Source organism: Paenibacillus sp. FSL L8-0708 (assembly GCF_038009325.1).
In the GTDB taxonomy this organism is placed as follows: Bacteria; Bacillota; Bacilli; order Paenibacillales; family Paenibacillaceae; genus Paenibacillus_AQ; species Paenibacillus_AQ odorifer.
Genome location: NZ_JBBPBC010000001.1, coordinates 5,890,313 through 5,905,773, shown reverse-complemented (window position 1 = coordinate 5,905,773; position 15,461 = coordinate 5,890,313). Strand labels below are relative to the sequence as shown.

The 15,461-nt window shown below is 46.9% G+C and carries 16 protein-coding genes; all 16 read left to right on the top strand.

Features of this window, described 5'->3' with window-relative positions:
- Positions 1-3 precede the first annotated feature (3 nt).
- The 16 genes from murD to NYE58_RS27870 all read left to right on the top strand — a co-directional run bounded on the left by murD (position 4) and on the right by NYE58_RS27870 (position 15,327).
- Positions 4-1,425, top strand: coding sequence for a UDP-N-acetylmuramoyl-L-alanine--D-glutamate ligase (gene murD, locus NYE58_RS27945; RefSeq protein ID WP_076276754.1), 1,422 nt, complete (start codon positions 4-6; stop codon positions 1,423-1,425).
- Positions 1,426-1,474: 49 nt separating this feature from the next.
- Entirely contained in the window at positions 1,475-2,572 is a 1,098-nt protein-coding gene (spoVE, locus tag NYE58_RS27940; protein ID WP_036683647.1) for a stage V sporulation protein E, read from the top strand.
- A gap of 5 nt (positions 2,573-2,577) precedes the next feature.
- Positions 2,578-3,690, top strand: coding sequence for an undecaprenyldiphospho-muramoylpentapeptide beta-N-acetylglucosaminyltransferase (gene murG / locus NYE58_RS27935; RefSeq protein ID WP_076136524.1), 1,113 nt, complete (start codon positions 2,578-2,580; stop codon positions 3,688-3,690).
- 205 nt (positions 3,691-3,895) lie between these two features.
- Positions 3,896-5,179, top strand: a complete 1,284-nt coding sequence (gene murA / locus NYE58_RS27930) for a UDP-N-acetylglucosamine 1-carboxyvinyltransferase (protein ID WP_036683642.1) — start codon at positions 3,896-3,898, stop codon at positions 5,177-5,179.
- Between the two features lie 65 nt (positions 5,180-5,244).
- A complete protein-coding gene (locus NYE58_RS27925; RefSeq protein WP_076276756.1) occupies positions 5,245-6,000 on the top strand; it encodes a cell division protein FtsQ/DivIB in 756 nt (251 codons plus the stop codon).
- Positions 6,001-6,343: 343 nt separating this feature from the next.
- A complete protein-coding gene (gene ftsA, locus NYE58_RS27920; protein WP_076136520.1) occupies positions 6,344-7,606 on the top strand; it encodes a cell division protein FtsA in 1,263 nt (420 codons plus the stop codon).
- 61 nt (positions 7,607-7,667) lie between these two features.
- A complete protein-coding gene (gene ftsZ, locus NYE58_RS27915; RefSeq protein WP_076129065.1) occupies positions 7,668-8,789 on the top strand; it encodes a cell division protein FtsZ in 1,122 nt (373 codons plus the stop codon).
- Positions 8,790-9,058: 269 nt separating this feature from the next.
- A complete protein-coding gene (gene spoIIGA, locus NYE58_RS27910; protein WP_076129086.1) occupies positions 9,059-10,006 on the top strand; it encodes a sigma-E processing peptidase SpoIIGA in 948 nt (315 codons plus the stop codon).
- A 92-nt stretch (positions 10,007-10,098) separates the two neighbouring features.
- A complete protein-coding gene (sigE, locus tag NYE58_RS27905; RefSeq protein ID WP_036683937.1) occupies positions 10,099-10,821 on the top strand; it encodes an RNA polymerase sporulation sigma factor SigE in 723 nt (240 codons plus the stop codon).
- Positions 10,822-10,899: 78 nt separating this feature from the next.
- Complete coding sequence (sigG, locus tag NYE58_RS27900) at positions 10,900-11,682, top strand: RNA polymerase sporulation sigma factor SigG (protein WP_036683631.1); 783 nt, start codon at positions 10,900-10,902, stop codon at positions 11,680-11,682.
- 130 nt (positions 11,683-11,812) lie between these two features.
- Positions 11,813-12,157 carry a YlmC/YmxH family sporulation protein gene (locus tag NYE58_RS27895; RefSeq protein ID WP_036683628.1) on the top strand — a complete coding sequence of 115 codons (345 nt, stop codon included), beginning with the start codon at positions 11,813-11,815 and terminating at the stop codon, positions 12,155-12,157.
- A 104-nt stretch (positions 12,158-12,261) separates the two neighbouring features.
- Entirely contained in the window at positions 12,262-13,119 is an 858-nt protein-coding gene (pgeF, locus tag NYE58_RS27890) for a peptidoglycan editing factor PgeF (protein ID WP_076276757.1), read from the top strand.
- A 3-nt stretch (positions 13,120-13,122) separates the two neighbouring features.
- Complete coding sequence (locus NYE58_RS27885) at positions 13,123-13,809, top strand: YggS family pyridoxal phosphate-dependent enzyme (protein ID WP_036683622.1); 687 nt, start codon at positions 13,123-13,125, stop codon at positions 13,807-13,809.
- Positions 13,810-13,820: 11 nt separating this feature from the next.
- Entirely contained in the window at positions 13,821-14,261 is a 441-nt protein-coding gene (locus NYE58_RS27880; RefSeq protein ID WP_036683619.1) for a cell division protein SepF, read from the top strand.
- A gap of 7 nt (positions 14,262-14,268) precedes the next feature.
- Complete coding sequence (locus tag NYE58_RS27875; RefSeq protein WP_036683616.1) at positions 14,269-14,535, top strand: YggT family protein; 267 nt, start codon at positions 14,269-14,271, stop codon at positions 14,533-14,535.
- A gap of 9 nt (positions 14,536-14,544) precedes the next feature.
- A complete protein-coding gene (locus tag NYE58_RS27870; protein WP_036683613.1) occupies positions 14,545-15,327 on the top strand; it encodes a YlmH family RNA-binding protein in 783 nt (260 codons plus the stop codon).
- Positions 15,328-15,461: the final 134 nt, after the last annotated feature.

Genomic DNA, 15,461 nt, shown 5'->3' with positions numbered 1-15,461 from the left:
AGAATGAAACATCCAGATAAGTATCGTGGTGAAGAAGTTGTGGTTCTTGGGCTTGCTAAAAGCGGTGTCCAGGTGGCTAAAGTGCTGCATGAACGCGGCGCTGTAGTTACGGTGAATGATAAAAAGGAAAGAGATCAAAGTCCCGAAGCTTCCGAATTGGAGTCTTTGGGAATTTGTGTTATATGCGGTGGGCATCCGGAAGGTCTTATTCATGAAGGTGTAAGTCTGGTAATCAAGAATCCAGGCATTCCTTATTCTGCGCCCCCTGTACAAAAGGCAATTGAGCTTGGAATTGAAGTGGTCACAGAGGTAGAGGTGGCATATCGACTTTGTGCAGCGCCGATGATCGGGATCACGGGTTCCAATGGTAAGACGACAACGACGACCTGGGTAGGCCATATGCTGGAAGCTGCGGGAATGAACCCTATAATTGCGGGCAACATTGGTACGCCTCTCTGTCAGGCTGCACAAGAGGCTACCGAGGATAACTGGATGGTAGTTGAGCTTAGCAGCTTTCAACTTAAAGGTACGGAGACCTTCCGCCCTAAGATAGGCTGTCTGCTGAATATTGCAGAGACCCATCTGGATTATCATGGAAGCATGAAAGATTATGTGGATTCCAAAACCAAGCTGTTCGCTAATCAATTAGCTACGGATACAGCAGTGCTGAACTGGGATGATCCTGTCTGCCGGGAACTTGTACCCTATATGAAGGCTTCGATTCTTCCATTCTCCTTGTTTGAGGAGCTGCCTCATGGAGTATTTGTTAGCCCGTCCTACATTACGGGGCAAGATGATGAGCTGAAGCGCCACATTATCTATCGCGAATCTGCGGACAAGGAAACGATAATCGCGGATGTGGATTCCATCGCCCTTCCGGGTCGCTTTAATGTGGGGAATGCGCTGGCTGCCTGTGGAATTGCTATTGCCGCTGGAGCGGACCCCTCTCTATTAAGCGAAGTGCTTTCTTCTTTTCGCGGTGTGGAGCACCGCCTGGAGTATGTAGCTGATAAGGCTGGAGCCGCTTATTATAACAATTCCAAAGCAACGAACTCCAAAGCGACAATTACGGCTTTGACATCGTTTCAGCGGCCGGTGGTATTGATCGCTGGCGGATTAGACCGTGGCTCCGATTATATGGAGCTGCTGCCTGTCCTGAGCGGACGCGTCAAAGCTTTGGTGGCGTTAGGACAAACCAAGGACAAGCTAATAAATGTAGCACAGCTGGCAGGATTAAAGCAGATTATCTCCGTCGATAATGGGGAGAGCGCCGCCGCCGTGCTGCAAGCAGCTGTGCGGGAAGCTTCCGCTCTGGCGGAAGAAGGAGATATCGTTCTCCTGTCTCCTGCATGTGCTAGTTGGGATATGTTTACATCCTATGAAGAGCGCGGGTGTATTTTTAAAGAGGCGGTGCATAACCTTTAAGTAGGGGGGTGGATAAGCCCCTACTACGGATGCAAGAGGTGTGCTCCTGATGAACAAAACTCGTCATGCTCCCGATATTTGGTTGCTGATTCCCATTCTTTCTCTGCTGGTGATCGGCATGGTGATGGTATACAGCGCCGGATCTGTTTTAGGCTTCCGCAATTATGGAGATTCGTTTTACTTTGTAAAGAGGCAGCTTTTGTTTGCAGGACTGGGACTTGTTGCAATGTTTGTTACAGCGAATACAGACTACAAAGTGTTAAAAAAGCTGGCTAAGCCGGCACTGATTGTCTGCTTTATCCTGCTCGTTATGGTGCTTATTCCCGGCATTGGTGTAGTTCGCGGGGGAGCGCGCAGCTGGCTCGGAATCAGCTCCTTCGGGATTCAGCCCTCCGAGTTCATGAAGATGGGGATGATTCTATTTCTGGCGAATTGGCTGGGAAAAGAAGAGTATGATATCACCTCCTTCACTCGTGGCTTACTTCCACCGTTAGCGCTTATCGGGTCAGCTTTTGCACTGATTATGCTCCAGCCGGATCTGGGTACAGGTACCGTTATGTTTGGCGCAGCCTTGATGATGGTCTTTACAGCTGGGGCAAGAATGAAACATCTACTCTCACTAGGAGTAGCTGGGGTGGCTGGTTTTGTTGCTTTGGTTGCCGCAGCACCTTACCGGTTGCAGCGGATCACCGCTTTTCTTGATCCTTGGTCCGATCCCCTCGGTGCAGGCTACCAGATTATTCAGTCGCTATACGCGATTGGGCCTGGAGGGCTCGGGGGTCTCGGACTTGGAATGAGCCGGCAGAAGTACAGTTATGTACCTGAGCCGCAGACCGATTTTATTTTTTCTATATTGGCCGAGGAACTGGGGTTTATCGGTGGTTTGGCAGTGTTGATCCTGTTTCTTATTCTAATCTGGCGCGGAATGAAGGTGGCGATGAGTCTGCCTGACCGTTTTGGGAGCTATTTGGCCGTTGGCATCGTCTGTATGGTGGCTGTGCAAGTCATTATTAATATTGGTGTGGTCATTGGTCTGATGCCTGTAACAGGCATTACGCTTCCTCTGATTAGCTATGGAGGTTCTTCGCTTACACTGATGTTAACCTCCCTGGGCATTCTATTGAACTTATCCCGTTATGCGAGGTGAAAGACATGCGTATCGTATTAAGCGGCGGAGGCACGGGTGGTCATATCTATCCCGCAGTCGCTGTTGCTAGACAACTGGAATCAGAAGATAGTGAATCTACCTTCCTGTATATTGGTGGAACGCGTGGCTTAGAGAGCAAGCTTGTTCCCCAAGAGAATATCCCTTTCAAATCTATCGACATCACTGGCTTTCGGCGCAAGCTGTCCATGGACAACGTCAAGACGGTGATGCGTTTTTTAAAGGGCGTTAAGGCTTCCAAAGAAATGTTAAGAGAGTTTAAGCCTGATGTTGTAATTGGTACAGGCGGTTATGTATGTGGTCCAGTCGTTTACGCTGCATCCCGGCTGGGCATCCCAACCTTGATCCATGAGCAAAATGCTATCCCTGGTTTAACAAATCGTTTTCTAAGTCGTTACGCGAGTACAGTGGCCGTAAGCTTTGAAGGGACAGAATCTGCTTTTCCGGGGAGCAAGCACGTAATCTACACAGGTAATCCTCGGGCAACGACGGTTACTACGGCTAGTCCACAACGGGGGTTTGCTTCGCTGGGCATTCCGGATAACAGCACGGTTGTTTTGGTTGTTGGCGGCAGTCAAGGGGCTAAGGCTATTAATAAAGCCATGATTGAAATGGCCCCATTTGTGGGTAAGGGTAATGGTGTTCATTATGTTTACGTTACAGGTGAGCCTTATTTTGAGGATACCCGTGCTGAATTGCGTCAGAAGCTGGGTAGCACACCGAACTGGCTGCATGTCCTACCTTATGTTCACAATATGCCGGAGGTCTTGGCTTGTACCTCCTTAATCGTAAATCGGGCGGGGGCATCCTTTCTCGCTGAGATTACAGCGCTGGGTATTCCTTCTGTACTTATCCCTTCTCCTAATGTTACGAACAATCACCAAGAGGCGAATGCAAGACAGCTGGAACGCGAAGGGGCCGCTGTGGTGCTGCTTGAGAAGGATTTGAATGGTAAGGCGCTTTATGAAGCTGTGCAAGCAATCATTGGAACTGAAGCTGTACGCCAAAAAATGTCCGAGGCTTCCAAACGACTGGGCAAAAGGGATTCTGCTGCCATTGTCACTAACGAACTCCGAAGACTAGCCGGTAAACAGTCTTAAGCCATTAACCTTTGAGAGGTTTTTCCTTATTGGCAGCTCTCTGTCACACACTTGGAGGAACGAACATAGGATAATCCTATAATCGTGACAATCACCCAGGACACTTCCTAACCTGAAAGGTAGTGCAGGATAATCTTGTACATTTCATATGACCTTGTATCGGAAGTGTTTGTGGTGGGTGAGCGGTAATCTCGGAGGTGATACATTGGACAAATTGGTGATTGAGGGTGGAAGTCCCCTGTCAGGCACCATTCGTATCCATGGAGCAAAAAATGCGGCGCTGCCGATTCTAGCGGCAAGCCTGCTGGCCGAAGGAGTTCACTCACTGCATAATGTGCCGAAGCTGCTGGACATCGAGACTATGCTAGATATCTTGGATCGGCTGGGCTGCAGGTGCGTGCATCAAGAGGATACGGTGACGATAGATACGTCAGCCGTGGGGACATCTCATGTACCTGAGGATTTGATGCGGCAGATGAGATCTTCCATTTTTTTAATGGGACCGCTGTTATCCAGATTTGGTGAGGTAACGATCTATCAGCCTGGTGGCTGTGCGATCGGGGAGCGTAAAATCGATCTTCATTTGCAGGGTCTTAAAGCACTGGGGGCGGAGATCGAGGAAAGCAACGGACGAATATCCTGTCGGGGCTCAAAGCTTGTAGGGAGTGATATTCATCTCGACTATCCAAGTGTTGGAGCCACGGAGAATATTATGATGGCTGCCGCCAAGGCAGAGGGGACAACGACGATATCGGGAGCAGCAAGAGAGCCGGAAATACAGGATCTACAGCAATTTTTGAATAGTATGGGTGCTCAGATTATCGGTGCAGGCACGGATACCATTACGATCCAGGGTGTCAAAAACTTATATCCCTGTACGTACGAGGTAATCCCAGACCGGATAGTGGCTGGAACTGTAATGATTGCTGCGGCAGCTACACGTGGGAATGTGACCTTGACACATACGAACGCCGGGCATCTGACTTCGCTTATTCATGTGCTTAAGCGGGCTGGTGTTCAAATCACAGTATGCAATGATATAATTAATGTCAGCTGCATGGGGCGTCCGCGTGCGGTTGAGAGAATTGTAACCTCTCCTTATCCTTCTTTCCCGACGGATCTGCAATCTCAGGTCATGGTGCTGCTGTCGCTCGCCGATGGTTTCAGTGTGATCAAGGAGACGGTGTTTGAGGGACGGTTCAAACATGTGGAAGAAATGGCCCGGATGGGTGCTGACATTTCTATCGATTTGAATCGTGCGTTTATTCGCGGCGTTCAGAGATTGTATGGTGCTACTGTGGAAGCTACTGATTTGCGGGCGGGTGCAGCTCTGGTCATTGCCGGGCTTGCTGCACAAGGGACTACGGTCGTTGAGCAAGCGCATCACATTGACCGTGGTTATGATGGAATAGAGAAGCTGTTTCAGAAGCTTGGCGCGCGTATAAGCCGTAAGGTGCCTGTAACGGATCCACTTGATTTGGCCAATTAAAGCTCCCTGTCTCCTTCCAGATCTCCCAGAGAAGGAGACAGGGCCTTATTACGGAGAATATGAGAATGACTACAACCCGATTACCTCTTCTTAAAGAGGACAAGCCTAAGAAAAAAATGAGCCGTAAGATTACGGCGATCCTGCTGCTGCTGTTCACTGCGCTTCTTGCTGTGATTTTTTTTAGATCGTCTATTAGCCATATTACAGTGATAGATTTTCAAGGTAGTAAGTATTCTACTAGTGAAGAGCTACTCTCACAAAGTGGAATTAAAATAGGTGGGCAATTCTTTGCTGTATCAACGAAAGATGTGGAAGAATCTCTGCTGAAGCTTAAGACGATTAAAGACGTCAGCGTGCAGAAGGATTTCCCCGGGGTGATCACAGTGAAGATTGAGGAATTTCCAGCGGTAGCCTATGAACTGGAACAGGGAGGCCTCTTAAAGGCGATTCTGTCCAGTGGAGCTGCAGTGCCTGTTAATGAGACTGGAATTGCTGTTGAGAAACCTATATTAACGAACTGGGACCCGGAAGATCCGAATAAGGCTAAGCTTTGTCAAGCATTAGCAAGCATTCCTAATGAATTGACAAGTGATATCTCTGAGATTGTTCCCTCACCGACTTTGTCTTTTCCAGACCGGATCAAGCTCTATACTAGATCCCGTTTTGAGGTGATTACAGCCATCTCTTTGCTAAAGAGCAAGGTGTCCTATTTGAATCAGATTATAGAGACTGAACAGCCTGGACTCATTAAAATGCTAGAAGCCGATTCATATGTTCCTTTTCAGGTTGAAAGCGATGAAGAAGATGTTGCGCAAGAGTAGTGTGGAGGTAAATAGTCCCTACTAATAGAGTTAAAAAAATGCTACAATCGGAGTTACGGGCAAGAAGCTATATCCCTCTTTTTTCTTCGATTTTTTTGAGATATAGTACTATATTTGGTTGAGATGACCAATTAGGCCGATATTTCTTGTGATAATTGCTATTTTTACAATAACATATGAGTAACTATTCACATTTGGGGATGTTGGAATATTATTCCGTTCAAAAAATTTGTAGAAAAAAGAGGGAAAGGATTAGGTATGTTGAATATGTACAGAGAAGTTTCCCGGGACCGGGATAAGGTAATGCAATTAATTATGATTATAACAGGAGGTGCCATAGGACTTGAGCAACAATGACATCATTGTTAGTTTGGACATCGGTACATCCAAAGTTCGGGCAATAATTGGGGAAGTTACCAATGGAACCTTTAATATTATTGGCGTTGGATCTGCCGATTCGGAAGGAATACGTAAAGGCGCGATTGTAGATATCGACCAAACTGTGCAATCGATCAAAAGTGCTATAGATCATGCAGAGCAGATGGTGGGTATTCAAATATCAGAGGTTTATGTAGGCATTTCCGGTAATCATATTGGCCTGCAATCCAGCCACGGCGTTGTGGCCGTTCAGAATGAGGATCGTGAAATCGGCGATGATGATATCGATCGCGTAATTAAAGCTGCGGAAGTCATTGCTATGCCTCCGGAGCGTGAAGTGATTGATGTTGTTCCCAAACAATTTATCGTCGATGGTCTTGAAGGAATTCAAGACCCGCGCGGAATGATTGGTGTTCGTCTGGAAGTTGAGGCAACAATCATTACGGGTGCTAAGACGCCAATACATAATCTACTACGCTGTGTTGAGAAATCAGGGCTGAAGGTAAAGGATCTTGTGCTGATGTCTCTTGGAGCTGGTGGATTGGCGCTGTCCAAGGACGAGAAATCGATGGGATCTGTTCTGGTTGATATCGGTGCGGGCTCAACAACAATAGCCATATACGAAGAGGGTTCTCTTAGTGCAACCTCCACGATTCCGATCGGAGGAGAATTCGTAACCAATGATATTGCCTACGGACTTCGGACACTTACTGATCAAGCGGAGAAGGTAAAACTTAAATATGGTTGTGCTTGGATTGACGATGCAGCCTCAGACGTTGTCTTCAAGGTATTGCGCATTGGCAGTAACGTGGAGAAGGAATTTAACCAAGAGGATCTGGCGGCCATTATCGAGCCAAGGGTGCAAGAAATATTCCACCTGATTCGTCAAGAAGTTAAACGGCTTGGTTACAGTGAACTGCCTGGAGGTTATATACTAACAGGTGGTACTGTCTCGATGCCGGGTGTATTGAAGGCTGCTCAGACTGAGCTGGCTGCATCTGTACGCATCGCCGTGCCGGATTATATCGGTGTACGGGACCCTGGGTTTACCGGCGGTGTCGGTATTCTGCATAATGTTGTCCGTAGTTTCCGTGGAAGAAACAGTGGTGGAAGCAGCAACAAAAAGACGGTCAACCGGAGCAAGCAGAACGCCACTCCGAGTCAGGAAACTGTTCAGAAGCCCGGATTTGTGGAGCGTCTAAAAAATATGTTTAGCGAGTTTATATAAGTGTAAGTCCAGATATACTTGGACCGGCCATCCAAGCACATTGAGGGGGAGATGGAACAATATGTTAGAATTTGATTTTGAAATGGAGAGCTTGGCGCAAATAAAAGTCATCGGCGTGGGCGGCGGAGGTAGTAATGCTGTCAACCGGATGATTGAAAACGGCGTTCAGGGTGTAGAATTTATTACGGTTAATACAGACGCCCAAGCGTTGCATATGGCCAAATCGGAGCACAAGCTGCAGATTGGGGACAAGCTGACCCGCGGTTTGGGTGCAGGCGCCAACCCTGAAGTCGGTAAGAAAGCAGCGGAGGAATCCCGTGATCTGATTTCGAATACCCTTAAAGGTGCAGATATGGTATTTGTTACTGCAGGAATGGGTGGCGGTACAGGTACAGGTGCGGCGCCAGTTATAGCTGAAATTGCTAGAGAGTGTGGAGCCCTGACTGTGGGTGTAGTGACTCGCCCGTTCACATTTGAAGGAAGAAAACGTTATAACCAGGCAATGCTGGGAATCGAAGCTTTGAAAGAAAAAGTCGACACGCTAATCGTCATTCCAAATGACCGTTTGCTTGAAATTGTTGATAAGAAAACACCGATGTTGGAAGCTTTCCGTGAAGCAGATAATGTTCTCCGGCAGGCTGTTCAAGGTATCTCTGACCTAATTAAGGTTCCTGGTCTGATTAACCTTGACTTTGCGGATGTAAAGACGATCATGACAGAGCGCGGTTCAGCGCTTATGGGTATTGGTATTGCAAATGGTGAGAATCGTGCGTCTGAAGCAGCACGTAAAGCCATCATGAGCCCACTCTTGGAAACGTCTATTGAAGGCGCCCGCGGCGTAATCATGAACATTACGGGAGGATCTAACCTCTCTCTATACGAAGTCAATGAAGCGGCTGAGATTGTTACATCCGCCTCTGATCCTGAAGTGAATATGATCTTTGGTGCGATAATTGATGAAGGCCTGAAGGATGATATCAAAGTAACAGTAATTGCTACTGGCTTTGAACATAAACCATCGCCTGAAGCTCCAGGACGCCGTCCGGTCTCGACGAATAACGAGCCAGCGGCAGCACCGGATAAGAACGCTGCTAATCTGCGTCCGTTCGGGAATCAGAACACGTCAGATCAGTTAGATATTCCGACGTTCCTGCGTAACCGTAATCGTGGCAACAATGACTAATTAAATATTTTTATTAAGAGATATGAAGCACCGTATTCCCCAGCTAATAGAGCTAGGGCAATGCGGTGCTTTTTTTTATGTGAAATGCTGTTCAGTAGGAATAAAACCCTCCCGCGCTATAACTCGACAAAAAAACCTTAAGAATGCCCCCCAAGTTTAGACAGACTTTGAATGCGAGACTTTTTATACTAATCATATCGTCCAAAAAAACAGAGCCTGATCTATTTTGGCTACAGGATAGATTCCGCCATAGTAAGCAGGTGAATGCACTGGTTGTTTATATTGACTTGATATTCGCCGCCAATCTAGTGATCGACGGAATTCTTTTGTGGCTGACAGGCTGGATGGTCAAGCTGAGGATATCATGGTGGCGCTTAGTCCTCTCAGCTCTGGTTGGTGCGCTGTATGTGGTGATGATGTTTGTGCCGGAGTTGTCTTTCATGTATACCTTCCTCATTAAGTTTGGCTTGTCGGTGGTTATGCTATGGATTGCCTTTGGTTTTGGGAGTCTGCAAAGCTACCTTCGCACTATGGGAGCTTTTTATATTATCAATTTCGCAGCGGCTGGTGGGATTGTAGGTATTCACTATTTGCTGCAGAGCTCCGGTGATATTTGGAATGGTATTATGTTCACTGCTTCAGGAGGGCATGCTTACCGCCTAAAGATTGGCTTTTGGTTTGTAATTGCAGTATTTCCCCTGGTGTTAATCTGTTTCAAGGCAGTGCACTCCTCACGAATCAGAAGGGAGCAGCTTGAAACCTATATCGGTGAGGTGGTAGTAGAAATTGATGGAGTGACTGTTTCCTGTCCCGGCCTGCTAGACACAGGTAACCGGCTTTGTGATCCTTTGACCCGCATACCGGTGATGGTTATGGAATCTTCGCTTTGGGAGGGACATCTGCCTGAAACATGGAAAGGTAGACTCACTCAGGACGGAGCGGACAAACTTTTACTAGAAACGGACGGGCAGTCGTTTGCTTGGCAGGACAGGATGCGACTGGTGCCTTACAGGGGAGTTAACCGGGGGGCATCATTTATGCTCGCACTGAAGCCTGATCAGGTGACGATAAAGCTTGGTGAAGATATCTTTTATTGTAAAAGAGTCTTGATTGGGCTGGATGGTGGGACATTGTCGGGGGATGGAGCCTATCGGGCTGTAATACATCCTGATTTGACTCAAAAAGAGAGCGCTACTGTTGCAGCACTGCCTTCCTAATCTTTAAAGCTAGCTGAACCAAACTTCTGATGGCTGAAAGCGGGATTTGAAAGCTTCACACGCGAACCGTGCACTTCTTGGAGGAGGAACAAATAATGGTCAAATGGAAAATTGCTCTGCAGCTGCAATATTACCGCATGCTGTTTCTACTAGGGCTGAAGAGTCAGGAAATCTATTATATTGGCGGGAGTGAGGCACTTCCTCCACCGCTGACACGGGAAGAAGAAGAATATCTGCTTCAGCGGCTGTCTAGCGGCGATGCAGCTGTTCGTGCGATGTTGATTGAGCGCAATCTTCGCTTGGTAGTATATATCGCTCGTAAATTTGAGAATACCGGCATCAATATCGAGGATCTGGTTTCGATTGGCGCTATTGGCTTAATTAAGGCTGTGAATACTTTTGATCCTGAGAAAAAAATAAAACTGGCTACTTATGCATCCCGCTGCATAGAGAATGAAATCTTAATGTATCTGCGGCGGAACAGCAAGACACGGAGTGAGGTTTCTTTTGATGAGCCGCTTAATATTGATTGGGATGGCAATGAATTATTGCTTTCTGACGTATTAGGAACGGAAAATGATACCATCTATCGGAACATAGAAGAACAGGTTGATCGCAAGCTGCTGCAAAAGGCACTGGAAAAGCTGAGTGACCGGGAAAGACTTATTATGGAGCTGAGATTTGGCCTGCGCGGAGGCGAAGAAAAGACACAAAAAGATGTGGCTGATCTGCTTGGCATCTCCCAATCTTATATTTCGCGGCTGGAGAAAAGAATTATCAAGCGGCTGCGCAAGGAGTTTAACAAGATGGTGTAAGGTGAAATTAGCAAGGAATAAAATGGCGAGCCCGGGAGATAATGTACAGTAATGTTTCTCCTTGGGAGGTAAATCATCATGACCCGTAATAAAGTCGAGATTTGCGGTGTGGATACTGCTAAGCTGCCTGTTCTAACGAATGTGGAAATGCGGCAACTGTTCACTTCGCTGCAGCAGCAGGGCGAGCGATCCGCCAGAGAGAAATTGGTAAACGGTAATCTTAGACTTGTTCTAAGCGTTATCCAGAGGTTCAATAATAGGGGAGAATTTGTTGACGATTTGTTCCAGGTGGGTTGCATCGGTCTGATGAAAGCCATCGATAATTTCGATTTATCACAAAACGTTAAATTCTCCACATATGCAGTTCCGATGATTATCGGTGAGATTCGGCGTTACCTGCGTGATAACAACCCGATTCGGGTATCACGTTCTCTCAGAGATATCGCCTACAAGGCGCTCCAGGTACGTGATAGTCTGACCAATCAGAACTCACGGGAACCGACGATATTCGAAATATCAGAAGCGCTGGGTGTGCCGAAGGAAGATGTTGTTTTTGCTCTTGATGCCATTCAGGATCCAGTGTCCTTATTCGAGCCGATCTATCATGACGGCGGCGATCCTATTTATGTAATGGACCAGATTAGCGACGATAAGAATAAGGATGTGTCGTGGATCGAAGAAATTGCATTACGTGAAGCGATGCGTAAGTTAGGACAAAGGGAGAAACGAATTTTATCCATGCGGTTTTTCGAAGGGAAAACACAGATGGAGGTCGCAGATGAGATTGGCATTTCACAGGCACAGGTCTCACGTCTGGAGAAATCTGCGATTCAGCAAATGCAAAAACACGTGAAATCTTAGAGCAGTAGCCATGAGGAGATATTCCAGAATCCGGGTTAAGGATTTTGGGTTGTCTCCTCTTTTTAATGCATGTTGACAAGCTTCCGGATCATATATTGGACTATAGGTCGGATTGTACAGGGGTGGTGAGATGAACGAGGATTATCAAGGGTCTGCCAAAAAAATGAAAATCTCAGATTTTCAGACGAAGGATGTTATCAACATTGTAGATGGCAAGCGGCTGGGGCAGATTAGTGATCTGGAGCTTGATTTGCGCCGTGGTGTCATTGATGCCATCGTTATACCCGGATACACTCGGTTTATGGGATTGTTCGGAGGCGGGACAGATCTGATTATTCCATGGCGGAATATAGTTAAGATCGGGTCCGATGTAGTACTCGTGAAGATTGAAGAGTCGCGGATGTCTCCGGGACAGGAAGAGCGTGAAACGATGTATCTGGAACGGGGAGATCGCAGCGAACGGCGCACTTATTAATTAGGTGCGTTTTTTGTTTTTTTATTTAAGAATTTAGGCGATCAGGCTTAACCGTCACTTTGTACGGGTATTTACATGTGGTACACTAAGGCGGAGGTGAGGAAATGGAACCGTTTGTGCAGGGGAAAGAAATGCTTATGCTGCTCCATCTGGAGCCTTGGCGAGTGGAGCATAACGAAATTACAGCGGGGTTTACTGGTAGACAGGGAGGGGCTAGCAAGGCGCCCTATGACAGCCTGAATTGTGCGTTTCACGTTGGGGATGCTCCTGAAGATGTCCTGAGCAATCGGAGAGCGCTTGCCGAAGCTCTTGATTTCAAGCCGGAAGCATGGACCTGTGGAGAACAAACTCATGGGGCAGAGATAGCTGTAGTAAGGGAAGTAGACCGTGGGCGGGGACAACAGGACAGAGCATCGGCATTTCAAGCTACGGATGGTCTGCTGACGGATGTGCCTGGGGTTTTGTTGACTTCTTTTTATGCGGATTGTGTGCCCCTTTATTTTTATGATCCCGTGCGTAGAGTCGTCGGTCTTGCGCATGCAGGCTGGAAAGGAACGGTGGCTCAGATTGCCGCAGCTATGGTGAGTAAGCTGCAAACGGTATACGGCAGCCATCCACATGATATTGTGGCAGCGATCGGTCCATCCATTGGCGACTGCTGTTATGAGGTGGATGATTATGTGATGGAGCATGTTGGGCAGCTGGAGGGCAGCTTGAATGAGGGGATAGAAACTTTCGATGCTGTGGAGCTTTACAGAGCCTCAGAGACTGATCAGAGTAAATACTTGCTAAACTTGAAAGAAATGAATCGACGCATTATGATAAAAGCAGGAATATTGCCGACTCATATCGAATGTACAACATGGTGTACAAGCTGTAATCGTGATTTGTTTTTTTCTTATCGCAAAGAAAACGGTATTACAGGCAGAATGACGAGCTGGATCGGAATAAAGGAGAGTTGAAAGTTGTCTTTAACACTGCAGGAGAGAATTGCTGAGGTAGAGGAACGTGTAGCACGTGCCTGCGCGGCAAGCGGCCGGGATCGTAATGACGTCAAGGTAATTGCAGTGACGAAATATGTTTCTCTGGAAATGGTATCCTCCGTATTGGAGGCAGGCCTAGAGCATGTTGCTGAGAGTCGCTGGCAGGATGCTGAGCACAAATGGAAGGTTTTAGGGGACAAAGGGACATGGCATTTTATCGGGCATTTGCAAACCAATAAGGTTAAAGACGTTATTGGCAAATTTCAATATATACACTCTTTGGACCGGATGTCTCTGGCGCAAGAATTACACAAAAAGGCGCTTGCCGCTGATCAGGAAGTGAATGTGTTTCTTCAAGTGAATATCTCTGGCGAAGATACGAAGTTTGGTCTGTCACCTGAGGCAGTACCTGGATTTTTACGTGAAATCGCTAGTTTGGACCGCGTTAAGGTAATTGGACTTATGACGATGGCACCTTTAGAAGGTGATCCAGAGCTTACCCGTCCTGTATTTCGCGGACTTCGTGAGCTGCGCGATGAGCTTAATCAACTTGCTTTGACACCTGAGCCGATTACGGAGCTGTCCATGGGAATGTCGAATGATTTTGAAGTGGCGATACAGGAAGGAGCCACCTGGGTACGCCTGGGTACGGTGTTAGTAGGCCATTAGGAGGGATCGTGATGAGCGTTATGAACCGATTTATGAGTTTTTTGGGCTTGCAGGAGGAAGAGGAAGTTGTGGAGCGGGAGCAAATCCACGAAGAAGATGAGTATGAGCCGGCCCCTGTAGAAACCCGCAAAAATCAGAGGGGCAACGTTGTCAGTATCCATTCGCAAAAAAATGTCAAGGTTGTATTATATGAACCACGTTCATATGATGAGGCACAGGAGATTGCTGATCATCTCCGTTCGCATCGGACGGTAGTAATTAACCTGCAGCGTGTTCGCAATGATCAAGCAATGCGAATTATTGATTTTCTCAGCGGAACTGTTTATGCCCTTGGGGGAGGAATCTCTAAAATTGGGGGCAATATATTTATGTGCACTCCAGATACTGTTGAAATTCAAGGCTCCATTACAGAAATCCTAGGTGACGATCAAGACTATAACAGAATGAGGTGAATGGGCTTTGCTTCAAATTGATTACATTATCGATATTTTGTTTAACATTTATTTTTACATGATTATTTTCTATGTGCTAATGTCCTGGTTACCCAACGTTCGTGATAACTTCATTGGTGAACTGCTAAGCAAACTCGTAGAGCCGTATTTAACACCTTTCAGACGGTTTATTCCACCGCTCTTCGGTACACTTGATATCTCTCCAATTATTGCATTACTTGTCTTGGAATTTGCGGCAGGCGGACTTAAATCTATCCTGCATTTGATTTTTTAGGCAATTGTGATGAAGAACGAAGTTTACGGGCATTTTCATCCCGATGAACGTCAATTTGTGGACAAGGCCTTCGAATGGGTTACCAACGCTGGAGAATATCATGAGACTAAATTAACTGAATTTCTCGATCCCCGCCAAGGTTTTATTCTGCAAACTTTAGTTAACCGCCATCCTGATGTGATTGTTAAATGGGAAGGTGGACATGCTGAGGCAGAGCGGAAGCGAGCGCTTGTCGCTCCTGATTATCGTGACCTGGATCAGGAAGACATGGAGCTGAAGGTGCTTGCAATAACCTCAGGGGAGCAGAAGTTTCTGGCTCTGGAGCATGGGGACTACATGGGTTCTATTCTGGGGCTGGGCGTTAAACGAGGCAAAATCGGTGATATTCATGTTCTGGACGATGGTTGTCATGTTGTAGTCGCTGCTGATATTGCAGATTATTTAGCTATGAATTTAACTGGAGTGCACCGGATACAGGTAAGTACGGAAGTATTACCCCTTTCCGCCTTGCGTAATAGTGAGGTTAAGCTGGAATTGATGGATTTGACTGTAGCATCCCTGCGATTGGATGGCATTGCCGCAGATGTAACACGGCTTAGCCGAAGCAAAATTCTTGCTCCCATCAAGGCTGGACGTGTTCGGGTAAACTGGAAAGTGGAGGAAGACCCATCCTGTGGTCTTAAGGATGGTGACATGGTATCTATTCAAGGCTTTGGTCGCTTCAAGGTTCTAGAGGTCGGCAGTTTGACGAAAAAGGGCCGATACCGTGTTCAGATTGGTAAATTTGTGTGAATCCCTTGCAGGAATACGGTCTTACTTGTCGAAATTGATTATTTCGAGGGAATCAAACATTTTTTAAGCTGGACGCCGATACTTTTAAGAAGAGGCGGACCATGAATGGCAGGCGGAACACAGGAACACCTTCT

Bases quoted from the DNA above. Each gene is read 5' to 3' on its own strand.
- murD (WP_076276754.1), top strand. From the start codon at position 4: ATGAAACATCCAGATAAGTATCGTGGTGAAGAAGTTGTGGTTCTTGGG.
- spoVE (WP_036683647.1), top strand. From the start codon at position 1,475: ATGAACAAAACTCGTCATGCTCCCGATATTTGGTTGCTGATTCCCATT.
- murG (WP_076136524.1), top strand. From the start codon at position 2,578: ATGCGTATCGTATTAAGCGGCGGAGGCACGGGTGGTCATATCTATCCC.
- NYE58_RS27925 (WP_076276756.1), top strand. From the start codon at position 5,245: ATGACTACAACCCGATTACCTCTTCTTAAAGAGGACAAGCCTAAGAAA.
- ftsZ (WP_076129065.1), top strand. From the start codon at position 7,668: ATGTTAGAATTTGATTTTGAAATGGAGAGCTTGGCGCAAATAAAAGTC.
- sigG (WP_036683631.1), top strand. From the start codon at position 10,900: ATGACCCGTAATAAAGTCGAGATTTGCGGTGTGGATACTGCTAAGCTG.
- NYE58_RS27895 (WP_036683628.1), top strand. From the start codon at position 11,813: ATGAACGAGGATTATCAAGGGTCTGCCAAAAAAATGAAAATCTCAGAT.
- pgeF (WP_076276757.1), top strand. From the start codon at position 12,262: ATGGAACCGTTTGTGCAGGGGAAAGAAATGCTTATGCTGCTCCATCTG.
- NYE58_RS27880 (WP_036683619.1), top strand. From the start codon at position 13,821: ATGAGCGTTATGAACCGATTTATGAGTTTTTTGGGCTTGCAGGAGGAA.
- NYE58_RS27870 (WP_036683613.1), top strand. From the start codon at position 14,545: ATGAAGAACGAAGTTTACGGGCATTTTCATCCCGATGAACGTCAATTT.